Genomic DNA, 12,369 nt, shown 5'->3' with positions numbered 1-12,369 from the left:
AAAAATGTTTATTGGTCTTCTTTCAACCAGCGAATCGCATCTTTTGCTGCATACGTGATGATCAAGTCAGCACCGGCACGCTTCATGCCCATCAACATTTCAAGAACGGTGTTTTTCTCGTCAATCCAGCCGTTTGCAGAAGCTGCCTTAATCATGGAATACTCACCGCTTACGTTATAAATAACAATAGGCAGGTTAAAGGTATTTTTCATATCACGAACGATATCAAGGTATGGCATACCTGGTTTAACAATTAAGAAATCAGCACCCTCTGCTACATCCGATTCTGCTTCTCTGAATGCTTCCATTCGGTTAGCAGGATCCATTTGATAAGTCTTGCGGTCACCGAATTGTGGCGCGCCTTCTGCTGCCTCACGGAACGGTCCGTAGAATGCAGAAGCATATTTAACGGCATAAGACATAATTGGAATCTCTGTAAATCCAGCTTCATCAAGACCGGCACGAATAGCAGCAACAAAGCCGTCCATCATGTTAGATGGCGCAATAATGTCCGCACCAGCTTGAGCTTGTGCCACTGCTGTTTTAACAAGAAGATCTAATGACGCATCGTTAAGGATTTTTTCCCCTTCAACGACGCCACAGTGTCCATGGCTTGTATATTCACACAAGCAAGTATCAGCTACAACGATGATTTCTGGGAAGTGTTCTTTAATAAAACGAGTGGCTACCTGAACAATTCCGTGGTCATGATAGGCTTGCTCCCCACACGCATCCTTCGTCGCAGGAATACCGAATAACAGGACAGACTTTATGCCATGAGCAACGATATCTTCCATTTCAGCTTGAAGATGGTCCATGGAAACTTGGAACACGCCTGGCATAGATGACACTTCATTGCGGATGTTTTCCCCTTCATAGATAAACAGCGGATAGATAAAGTCCTCCGCTTTCAAGTGATTTTCTCTAACAAGTGCGCGCATGCTGACACTAGAACGCAGGCGGCGATGACGTTTGAATTGAAGTTCCATTTATGATTCCTCCACATCTAAATAAGCAATAGTGCTTTTAATCATTTCTTTTACGGTATATTCCTTTGGTGAAGCATGAACGGTAAGGCCGTGTTCAACTAGCTTTTTCTCTGTTACCGGACCGATACAGCCGATGACACACTTGTTTACCTGTTCTTCAAGGCCGTAGTCTTTGACAACCTCCATCAAATGATCCACCGTAGAAGGACTTGTAAACAGCAGAATATCCAGTTGCCCGTCAGCCAGCATCCTTGCCAGCTTTTCTCGGCTTTCATCAGGCAGATAGGTTTCGTAAATGACGATTTCATCAACCGCAGCTCCAGCTTCTGATAAGGCTCGTGAGATGTATTCCCGCGCGAGGTTTCCTTTCGGAAGCAAAATCCGCATACCACTTTGGATAAAAGGTAAAAACTCCTCAACAAATACCTCAGCCACATAGGCAGATGGAACGAATGCGGTAGTTAGCCCTTTTTTCTCCAAGCACTCTGCCGTCTTTTTCCCAATCACTGCGATTTTAGGAAATCTTTCATCCAATTCTTCCTTTTGGTAAAAAGAAAAAAAGGTCTCAACCGTTACATTGCTCGTAAAAATAATCCAATCATATGTATCAAGGGCCTTCAAAGAGTCTTGAAGGCGATCGACTTTTTCAATGGGTCGAAAGGAAATAAGAGGGATTTCGACTGGAATCCCTCCCTCCCTTTCTACAAGCCGTGAAAAGGATTTTGCTTGATTTTCGCCTCTTGGAACAAGGACTTTTTTATCAAGCAAGGGCAATGATTGGATCATTGACCTTCCAGCTCCCGTTTCACCTTTTCAATCAGGTCCTTGGCTCCTTTTTTAATTAATAAATCAGCAGCCTGAACACCAAGCTCTTCCGGATTTTGTCCTCTTAGTTCCTCTTTAAAGATCTCTTGACCTTCTGGAGAAGCAACAAGTACATTTAATACGACTTCATCATTTTCCTCTATTCGAGCAAATCCGGCAATCGGCACCTGACAGCCACCCTCCATTTTTTGCAGGAAAGCACGCTCGGCACGAACCGCTCTTTCTGTTTTCTTACAAGTGAATTTCTCAAACAGCTCTAGTAATTCTTTATCATCTTCGCGGCATTCAATGGATAGTGCACCTTGCCCAACAGCAGGAACACAAATATCGGCATCAATAAATTCTGTTACTACATCAGTAGCCCAGCCAAGGCGGGAAAGTCCTGCGGCTGCTAAAATGATCGCATCATATTCTTCTTCCTGTAATTTTGCTAGTCTTGTATCCACATTTCCACGAATCCATTTAATCTCTAAGTCTGGGCGTTGTATTAATAGCTGAGCACTGCGGCGAAGGCTACTCGTCCCAACAATTGCACCTGGCTTTAAATCTTTCAACTTAACATGATCTCTTGAAATAAGAGCATCACGATGGTCTTCACGGAAAGGAATACAGCCGATTGTAAGACCCTCAGGTAAAACAGCTGGCATGTCTTTCATACTATGAACGGCCATATCAATCTCTTTATCAAGCATAGCTTGCTCTATTTCCTTCACGAATAACCCTTTTCCGCCCACTTTTGAAAGTGTAACATCGAGGATTTTATCACCTTTGGTTACGATTTCTTTTACTTCAAACTCAAAACGAGAATCCAGCTTCTTTAGCTGTTCAATCACCCAATTGGTTTGTGTTAATGCCAACTTGCTTCGTCTAGAACCAACAATAATTTTTCTCATGACTGCCTCCTAAGGTTATGCATACCATAAATGGAAAGATGATAATCGACCAAATAAGAAAAAATTAATTAATACTATTAAAAATGAAGCCGTATTCCACATGGCTAACTTTCTGCCAGATAGGTTTTTTCCAATCCGGAGATATAAATAGATGCTGTAGGCCGTTAGCAACAAAAACGACCCAATAATTTTCATATCGTACCACGGCATCCCAGGAACCTTTAGAAATGCCCACTGTAAGCCTAAAATAAGGCTGAGCAGGAGCATCGGGACACCAATGACAGCCAATATGTAAGATGATTTTTCAAGTTTATCTAAATCTGCCAGGCGCACAAGCCTTGTTCCCCATTTTTTCCGTTTCAATAGATCATATTGAAGCAGATACAGGGCTGAAAATACAAACGACAGGGAAAATGCCCCGTATGAAAGAATCGCCATTGTAATATGGATTAACAGTAGTTCTGATACTAGCTGTTTAGCCATGATATGAGAATGGTACTGCATTGGAGCGAAGGTATGAATCGCCATTACGGTAAAACCAAGGATATTCGTAAAAAAGACGATAAAATCGACTCGCAGTAAATGATTTATCCCAATTGACAATGTTACTAATACCCAAGCATAAAAATAGAGTCCCTCAAAGATCGTTAGTACAGGGAACCTTCCTGTTTTTGTCATATAAAAAAATAGGAAAATCGTTTGTAAAACCCATACAAATGCAAGTAACCAGAAGGCAATTCGGTTTGCCTTCCGGTTATGGTGAATGAAATCAAAGAAATATAACAACACACTGAAGGCATATAGAACAACCGTTAATTCATGAAGCCTTGTCATAAAGACATCGAACATAGAAGGTACCCCTTATGACTGAAAGGAAGCCTGTGGTTTAAGAACCGGTGATGTATTAACTTCGGCTGCTCTCGAATGTTGTTCTTCAACAAGCTCTTCAATATTGAATATTTTAATAAACAAATCCATCGCCTGTTCGGCATCTGGTCTAGCAGCCATTTCTTTCGCTTGTAAAATCGGATCCTTTAAAAGCTGGTTGATAATGCTCTTTGTATGTTTGTTTAATACTTTCAGGTCACGATCTGATAAATTGGGCAATTTTCTTTCCAAACTTACCATTGTCTCAGCTTGAATAGCCAAAGCTTTTTCGCGAAGAGCGGAAATGACAGGCACTACACCAAGCATTCCAAGCCATTGCTTGAAATCAACGATTTCTTTTTCAATCATCAGTCTGATTTTAGCTGCTGCTTTTTGGCGTTCTTGCAGGTTTGCTTCAACAATGCCTTCTAAATCGTCAATATCGTATAAAAAGACATTCTCAAGCTCTGAAATTCTTGGGTCCAAATCACGTGGTACAGCAATATCTACCATAAATAATGGTTTGCCCTTACGCTTTTTCTCAACCTTAGCCATCATTTCTTTTGTAATGACAAAGTCTTTTGCACCCGTTGAGCTAATTAAAATATCCGCTTCAATGAGTGACTGCTGTAAGTCAGCCAACGTTTTCGCCTCGCCATTAAAACGGCTGGCAAGGGTTTTTGCTTTATCGTAAGTACGATTGATCACTGTTACCTTTTTCACACCGTTACCGTGCAAGTTTTGGGCTGCTAATTCACCCATTTTTCCCGCACCGAAAATCAATACATGTTTATTGGCAAGAGAGCCGAAGATTTTCTTTGCCAGCTCAACCGCAGCATAACTAACAGAAACGGCATTAGCGCCAATATCTGTTTCTGAATGTCCACGTTTGGCTACCGTAATCGCTTGTTTAAACAAGTGATTGAACACTGAACCAGTCGTTTCCTCTTGTTGTGCCAGCATAAAGCTAGTACGCACCTGCCCAAGTATTTGTGTTTCCCCTAAAACCATGGAATTGAGTCCGCATGTAACATTAAACAAATGCTCTACAGCTCCATCGTCTTCATAAACAAATAAGAATGGAGAGAATTCCGTTTGTTCCATACCGAACCATTCGGACAGAAATTCTTTTATATAATAGCGGCCTGTATGGAGTTGATCGACAACCGCATAAATTTCCGTACGATTACATGTAGACAAGATGATGTTTTCTAGGATGCTTTTTTTAGTGTTTAACTTTTTTATGGCATCCAAAAGTTCGGTTTCATTAAATGTCAACCGCTCACGGATTTCTACAGGGGCAGTTTTATAGTTAAGACCGATTACTACAATATGCATTTTTTCGTACACCCCCACTTAATAGTACATTAGCAGTATTAACTAGTATGATTATATCATGAGCAATTTCGACTTTTGCTCGTAAAATGTGAACAGAAAACGAAAGATATGTTATGATAAAAAAATAATAGGACTTAGTTTTATCTATTACTTCCTTAAGTACAGTATCAAAAAAATAGAATAGATTCAAGTGAACCTTATTGGAAGTGGTGTTTTTTAATGAAAAATCAGCGAATCTTTCCCGGAATTATTCTGATTGGTTTTGGAACTTACTTTTTACTACAGCAAACAGGAATTACTATTTTTCAACAATTTTATACATGGCCTACCTTGCTGATGATCGTTGGGATTGCTTTTTTAGGTCAAGGCTATTCAGCTAAGGAACATGAAGCCATTCTTCCTGGAGTTATCATGAGTGGTTTCGGTCTTCACTTTCATCTTGTCGGTCATGTGTCTTTTTGGCCAAGCCATACCATTGGCATGTTAATTCTCATTATATCAATTGGATTTTTCCTTCGTTTCCAAAAAACAAATACAGGCTTGTTTCAAGCATTCCTCTTTCTCATTTTAGCGGTATCGCTACTATTTTATGATAAAATTGCCGGCTATCTTGGCTTATTACAAAATGGCATGAGCTTTATTTGGAAATTCTGGCCCGCTCTTTTAATTGTTGTTGGTATTTATTTTCTACTAAAAAAGAAAAAATAACAGTGAAATTTTCCAGCCTGACATAAGAAAAACGCCTGGCACTTAACTGCCAGGCGTTTTCTTATGTCTTACTTACATATAACTCTGTAGCAAGGACCATGCTTTGTCTTTTCCCTCTCCCGTTTCAGAGGAGAAGACAATCAAGTGGTCATTTTTATCAAGGTCTAATGTTTCGCGTGTGACCTTAAGATGCTTTTGCCATTTTCCCTTTGGAATTTTATCTGCCTTAGTTGCGATAACAATGCACGGGATTTCATAGTGTTTTAAGAAATCATACATCATAACATCATCCGCTGTCGGCGGATGGCGTAAATCAACTATTAAGACGACTGCCCGTAATTGCTCACGAGTGGTAAAATACGTTTCAATCATCCTTCCCCATGCGGCCCTTTCTGACTTCGAAACCTTGGCATATCCATATCCAGGGACATCGACAAAATGAAGGATTTCATTAATCAGGTAAAAATTTAACGTTTGGGTTTTACCAGGCTTAGACGAAATTCTCGCTAATCCTTTCCGGTTTAGCATCTTATTAATAAAAGATGACTTTCCTACGTTTGAACGCCCCGCAAGAGCAAATTCAGGCAAATCTGTTTCTGGATACTGTTCTGGCTTAACTGCACTGATGACAATGTCTGAACTTACTACCTTCATTTTGTATCACCTTCTAAAAGGGCATGTCTTAGAACTTCGTCCACATGTGAGACTGGTACAAATTCTAGTTCATTCCTTACACTTTCTGGAATATCATCAATATCCTTTACATTGTCCTTTGGTAGAATGATTTTCGTCAGACCTGCGCGATGGGCACTTAAGGTTTTTTCCTTTAGACCACCAATTGGTAGAACTCTTCCTCTTAGTGTAATCTCACCCGTCATTCCAACCTCTCTGCGAATCGGTTTGCCAGTTAAAGCTGATACGAGTGCCGTTGCCATTGTAATTCCTGCAGAAGGTCCATCCTTCGGAACAGCTCCTTCGGGAACGTGGATATGAATATCATATTTTTCATGGAAATCGTCTTCGATGCCCAGTTCAGTCGCCTTTGAGCGAACATAACTAAATGCAGCTTGTGCAGATTCCTTCATCACATCGCCAAGCTTACCTGTTAGAACAAGCTTCCCTTTACCAGGAGACAATGAAACCTCTATCTGCAGGGTGTCGCCTCCAACTGTCGTATAAGCCAATCCAGTTGCCACTCCTACTTGATCTTCTGTTTCAGCCATTCCATAGTGGAATCTTGGCTTTCCTAAAAATTCTTCTACATTCTTTTCAGTGATAATCACCCGCTTCTTTTCACCGGAAACGATGATTTTTGCTGTCTTCCTACAAATGGTCGCCATTTGACGCTCTAAACTTCGAACGCCGGCTTCGCGAGTATAATAGCGAACCACTTTCAGTATCGCATCATCACGAACTTGAAGAATCCCTTTCGTTAAACCATTTTCTTTAATTTGTTTTGGTAGCAAATGGTCTCTACAAATGTGTACTTTTTCAAGCTCCGTGTAACCTGCAATCGTAATGATTTCCATTCTGTCTAATAGCGGCCCAGGAATGGTTGATAAATTATTAGCCGTTGCAATAAACATGACCTTTGATAAATCGTAGGTTTCTTCAATATAATGGTCACTAAAATTATGGTTTTGTTCTGGGTCTAATACTTCTAGCATAGCTGAAGATGGATCTCCACGGAAATCATTAGACATTTTATCTATTTCATCAAGTAAAAAGACAGGGTTTATCGTTCCTGCTTTTTTCATTCCTTGAATAATGCGTCCAGGCATGGCTCCCACATACGTTCTTCTATGGCCGCGAATTTCAGATTCATCGCGTACCCCGCCAAGAGACACTCGAACAAAGTTGCGATTCAGTGATGACGCAATAGAGCGGGCAAGGCTTGTTTTCCCCACACCAGGAGGTCCTGCTAAGCAAAGAATAGGGCCTTTTAAGGAATTCGTCAGCTTCTGTACCGCCAAATATTCAAGTACCCGTTCCTTAACTTTTTCCAATCCGTAATGATCTTGATTTAATACCTTTTCAGCACGGAGAATATCAATATCATCCTCTGTCTTTTTCGACCAAGGAATCGTTATCAACCATTCGATATAATTTCGGATGACTGCACTTTCTGCCGAACTAGATGGCACTTTCTCATATCGATCTAATTCCTTAAGGGCCGCCTTTTTCGCATGCTCAGGCATTTCAGCCTGCTCAATTTTTTTCGTCAACTCCGCAATCTCACCCGTTTTGCCTTCTTTATCGCCTAATTCTTTTTGAATGGCCTTCATTTGCTCACGAAGATAATACTCTTTTTGCGTCCGTTCCATCGACCGTTTTACTCGTTGGCCAATTTTCTTTTCCAAATTAAGTACTTCTTTTTCATTATGAATGGTATCAATTACACGATTTACACGGCTCTTTACATCAATTGTCTCAAGGATTTCTTGCTTTTCCTTTAGCTTGAGTGGTAAATGAGATGCGATGATATCCGCCATTCTTCCTGGTTCTTCAATATCAGCGACAGAGGCATATGTTTCTGCCGAGATTTTTTTTGAGAGTTTTATGTATTGCTCAAAATAGTCAAGCATTGTTCTCATCAGGGCTTGGTCTTCCACATCCTTAGTGTCAGGATCATCATACGTGACCACGCTTACCGAATAATACTCTTCTTCCTCATAAAATGAAACAATTTCCGCTCGGTTTAAGCCTTCTACCAATACTCTAATGGTTCCGTTTGGTAGTTTTAGCATTTGCTTCACTTTTGTTAACGTACCAACTTTGTATATTTCCTCTTCTGATGGATCATCGATTGATACATCTTTTTGAGTTGTTAAAAAGATTAAGTGGTCATCTACCATTGCTTTTTCAAGTGCTTGCACAGATCTTTCACGCCCTACATCTAAATGCAGGACCATTGTCGGATAAACAAGCAAACCTCGAAGCGGCAGGAGGGGGACGATCAATTCGTTCTTTTCCGCCATATAATGCACCTCCACATGCAATCCTCGTTTTCCTACTACTACTAGCAGATTAGTCTTTGTACAATTCTAACGTATTTATAATATGGTGTCTATTTTTAGAGATTCGAGATCTCTTTTTCAATATAATTTATATTTTCCCCAAACGTAAGGAAATCTTCCTAAGTTCATTTTGGATTTCTTATAGAAAAATGGCAATAAAAAAACTCCGGTTTGATTTTTACAACAAACCGAAGTTCTATAATCTCTTTTTAGATTAAATCGATTCTTTCTTAGTTAGCTCGATGGAGGCTGGGATGGCTTCGTGTTTTCCGAAGGATTGGACTAGGGCAATCTCGAATACTTCATGTAAATGGGTGACAGGAACGATGTTGATTCCGTCAATCTCATTCAAGATGGTTTGCATATTTTCCTCTGGAATGATGACGGTTTTGGCTCCTGCCTTTCTTGCTGCCTTCACTTTAGGATAAACCCCGCCAATAGGCTTCACATTGCCATGAATACTAATCTCACCAGTCATAGCTACCGTGTTATCAATGGGAATTTTGTAAATGGCGGAATAAATTCCTGTTGCCATGGCGATTCCAGCAGAAGGTCCATCGATTGGGACCCCGCCAGGAAAATTAACGTGAATATCGTAGTCATTAGCGGGTACTCCCATCGAACGGAGAACTGTAATCACATTTTCGATCGAACCACGTGCCATACTCTTCCGGCGAATGGATTTCCCTTGACCGCCAATACTTTCTTCTTCCACAATCCCAGTTATATTGATTGTTCCCTTGTCTTTTGCAGGGATAACCGTTACTTCAATCTCGAGCAAGGCACCAGAGTTTGGCCCATACACAGCTAATCCATTCACCAGACCCACATGTGAAATATCATTAATCTTTCTTTCCATCCTTGGAGTCATTTGACTGGAATGGATGACCCACTCAATATCTTCATCCTTGATATAATTACGGTCTTCTGTAATAGCAAGCCCAGCTGCAATTTGGATCATATTGACCGTTTCACGGCCATTTCTCGCATATGTAGATAAGGTATTCACACCTGTTTCAAAAATTTCTAAGTTTACTTTTTCAGCCGCTTTCTTCGCTACCTCCACAATTTCCTCCTGATTTAGATCACGGAAGAAAACCTCCATACAGCGGGAACGAATCGCCGGAGGAATTTCACTTGGAGTCCTAGTAGTGGCACCAATTAAACGGAAATCGGCAGGTAATCCATTTTTAAAAATATCATGAATATGCGTTGGTATTTGCGTATTTTCTTCATGATAATAGGCACTTTCCAGAAAGACCTTTCGATCCTCTAATACTTTTAGCAGTTTATTCATTTGGATTGGATGTAATTCGCCAATCTCATCAATAAAGAGTACTCCACCATGTGCATTTGTCACAGCACCTTGCTTTGGCTGTGGTATACCTGCCTGTCCCATTGCCCCTGCACCTTGATAAATAGGATCATGAACAGAACCAATTAAAGGGTCTGCAATTCCTCTTTCGTCAAACCGTGCTGTTGTGGCGTCTAATTCAATAAACACAGAGGATGCTTTAAATGGTGACTTTTGATTCTTTTTGGCCTCTTCTAGAACGAGGCGGGCAGCAGCTGTTTTACCAACTCCCGGTGGTCCATAAATAATTACATGCTGCGGATTCGGTCCACAAAGGGCCGCCTTTAATGATTTAATCCCATCTTCTTGGCCTACAATATCCTTAAAGCTTGTAGGGCGAACTTTTTCAGCTAATGGTTCAGTCAATGAAATGGATCTCATTTTGCGAAGCTGCTCCATTTCTTTACGGGATTCCCGGTCAATGGACACTTTTTGCGTACGCTGATTCCTCAACAAATTCCAAAAATACAGCCCAATAATGATTCCGAAAAATAGCTGTATAAATAAGGCAATCCCCGTCCAACTCATACATTTCCCTCCTACTACATACTCACAATATATTAATAAGTATTTCCTGCTGGAAGAAGGAATAAACCACAAAAAAAAAGAAAAGCGGAAGCGACTTGTTCAGCCCCGACAGGCAAATGTTCTTCTGCAAGAAAAGTCGCTCTTTGACTTTTATTGCAGAAGGTTATTTGACCCGAGGGGCTAGGCGCTGGAGCTGGACAATTCTCGAAGTAGAATTTAATATCCCTTGAAATAGAAAAAGACCTGGCAGAGAGCCAGGTCTTTTAAAGTTTATGCGGATTTTTCTTCTGCAACAACCGTTCCATCTTCTAACACTAATTTCGGAACACTGTTTTCTAAGACAGTTTCCTTCGTAATAATACATTTAGTAATGTCTTCGCGTGAAGGAAGATCAAACATGACATCAAGCATGATTCCTTCGATTATTGAACGAAGACCACGGGCACCCGTTTTTCGTTCAATTGCTTTCTTCGCGATTTCCTCTAATGCGCCATCTTCAAATTGCAGCTCTACATCATCGATTTCAAGCATTTTTTGATATTGTTTAACAAGCGCATTTTTTGGTTTTGTTAAAATTTCAATCAATGCTGTTTCATCTAATTGCTCAAGGCTAGCAATCACTGGAAGACGACCGATGAATTCTGGAATTAATCCAAAGCGAAGTAAGTCTTCAGGCAATACTTTTGAAAGAAGCTCTTTTTGAGAAACATCTACCTGCTTCACATCTGATCCAAATCCAATTACCTTTTGGCCTAAACGGCGTTTAATAATTGGCTCGATTCCGTCAAATGCTCCACCGCAGATAAATAAAATATTTGTAGTATCAATTTGGATAAACTCCTGATGTGGATGCTTTCTTCCACCTTGTGGCGGAACACTTGCAACCGTACCTTCAAGAATTTTTAATAATGCTTGTTGCACACCCTCACCAGAAACATCACGTGTAATAGAAGGATTCTCTGATTTACGAGCGATTTTATCAATTTCATCAATATAGATGATTCCTTTTTCTGCTTTTTCCACATCATAATCAGCAGCTTGGATCAATTTTAATAAAATATTTTCTACGTCTTCCCCAACATATCCAGCCTCGGTTAAGGAAGTAGCATCAGCAATTGCAAATGGCACATTCAAGATTCGAGCCAATGTTTGTGCTAATAATGTTTTACCGCTACCAGTTGGTCCAATCATACAAATATTACTCTTTGAAAGCTCTACGTCATCAATTTTGCTGTTCGAATTGATTCGCTTATAGTGATTGTAAACCGCTACTGATAGAGATTTTTTCGCCTGGTCCTGGCCAATGACGTATTCCTTAAGAATTTCACAGATTTCCTTTGGCTTTGGAACGTCTTTAAATTCTACTTCTTCTTCCGTTCCAAGTTCTTCTTCCACGATCTCTGTGCAAAGCTCGATACATTCATCGCATATGTAAACTCCAGGCCCGGCAACTAATTTACGAACTTGATCCTGTGTTTTTCCACAGAAGGAACACTTTAACTGTCCTTTTTCATCATTAAATTTAAACAATCCTTTCACCCCTTAAAACGTTGTTAGTACCCTATTTGAAGCAGTGATTTACACAAACAAAAGTCTATATTTTTCTAACTATTCAGGTGGTATGTATTTTGCATTGTAACACATGAAGCCAATGGACTGGAAATAAAACGCATTATGCCATTATGTTTTTTCTTTACTCTTTTTGTTTGTGTAAGTCGATGGAAAACTTATGTACTCATTAATCTTAACCATATTTTTTAAAATTAAGTCTTAAAACTATTTGGAAATTAATTATTCGCCTTCGTTTACTCTATTTCCTGCCCATAGAAGAATAAAAATTATTCCCTGCT

At 40.0% G+C, this 12,369-nt stretch carries 10 protein-coding genes; 1 reads left to right on the top strand and 9 read right to left on the bottom strand.

Going from position 1 to position 12,369, the window contains the following annotated elements:
- Window positions 1-8: 8 nt before the first annotated feature.
- From hemB to hemA, 5 genes are read right to left on the bottom strand one after another with little or no spacing between them, the layout of a single operon-like run.
- Window positions 9-989 carry a porphobilinogen synthase gene (hemB, locus tag RCG25_RS07240; protein ID WP_308082989.1) on the bottom strand — a complete coding sequence of 327 codons (981 nt, stop codon included), beginning with the start codon at window positions 987-989 and terminating at the stop codon, window positions 9-11.
- Window positions 990-1,775 (bottom strand): uroporphyrinogen-III synthase, encoded by a 786-nt coding sequence (locus RCG25_RS07235; protein ID WP_308082988.1) that lies wholly within the window; start codon window positions 1,773-1,775, stop codon window positions 990-992.
- Window positions 1,772-2,707 (bottom strand): hydroxymethylbilane synthase, encoded by a 936-nt coding sequence (gene hemC / locus RCG25_RS07230; RefSeq protein ID WP_308082987.1) that lies wholly within the window; start codon window positions 2,705-2,707, stop codon window positions 1,772-1,774. The genes RCG25_RS07235 and hemC overlap by 4 nt, the downstream gene beginning before the upstream one ends.
- A 15-nt stretch (window positions 2,708-2,722) precedes the next feature.
- On the bottom strand, window positions 2,723-3,556 hold the full coding sequence (locus RCG25_RS07225) for a cytochrome c biogenesis protein CcsA (RefSeq protein ID WP_308082986.1): 834 nt from the start codon (window positions 3,554-3,556) through the stop codon (window positions 2,723-2,725).
- Window positions 3,557-3,568: 12 nt separating this feature from the next.
- Window positions 3,569-4,912, bottom strand: a complete 1,344-nt coding sequence (gene hemA, locus RCG25_RS07220) for a glutamyl-tRNA reductase (protein WP_308082985.1) — start codon at window positions 4,910-4,912, stop codon at window positions 3,569-3,571.
- Between the two features lie 219 nt (window positions 4,913-5,131).
- On the opposite strand from hemA, the gene RCG25_RS07215 reads away from it, so the two are divergent.
- Window positions 5,132-5,620: a LiaI-LiaF-like domain-containing protein gene (locus tag RCG25_RS07215; RefSeq protein ID WP_308082984.1), complete on the top strand. Its 489-nt coding sequence runs from the start codon at window positions 5,132-5,134 to the stop codon at window positions 5,618-5,620.
- Between the two features lie 72 nt (window positions 5,621-5,692).
- Here the strand turns inward: RCG25_RS07215 and yihA are convergent, their stop codons facing one another.
- The 4 genes from yihA to clpX all read right to left on the bottom strand — a co-directional run bounded on the left by yihA (window position 5,693) and on the right by clpX (window position 12,049).
- Window positions 5,693-6,274, bottom strand: coding sequence for a ribosome biogenesis GTP-binding protein YihA/YsxC (gene yihA, locus RCG25_RS07210; RefSeq protein ID WP_308082983.1), 582 nt, complete (start codon window positions 6,272-6,274; stop codon window positions 5,693-5,695).
- Complete coding sequence (gene lon, locus RCG25_RS07205; RefSeq protein WP_308082982.1) at window positions 6,271-8,598, bottom strand: endopeptidase La; 2,328 nt, start codon at window positions 8,596-8,598, stop codon at window positions 6,271-6,273. Before lon ends, yihA begins: the two co-directional genes overlap by 4 nt.
- A 253-nt stretch (window positions 8,599-8,851) precedes the next feature.
- Entirely contained in the window at window positions 8,852-10,519 is a 1,668-nt protein-coding gene (gene lonB, locus RCG25_RS07200; protein WP_308082981.1) for an ATP-dependent protease LonB, read from the bottom strand.
- A gap of 270 nt (window positions 10,520-10,789) precedes the next feature.
- On the bottom strand, window positions 10,790-12,049 hold the full coding sequence (gene clpX, locus RCG25_RS07195; protein WP_308082980.1) for an ATP-dependent protease ATP-binding subunit ClpX: 1,260 nt from the start codon (window positions 12,047-12,049) through the stop codon (window positions 10,790-10,792).
- Between the last annotated feature and the right edge of the window lie 320 nt (window positions 12,050-12,369).

Origin of the sequence: Neobacillus sp. PS2-9 (assembly GCF_030915525.1) — a bacterium.
Classification (GTDB): domain Bacteria; phylum Bacillota; class Bacilli; order Bacillales; family Cytobacillaceae; genus Neobacillus.
The sequence above is the reverse complement of the archived record's forward strand: the minus strand, read 5'-3'. Positions and strand labels throughout refer to the sequence as shown.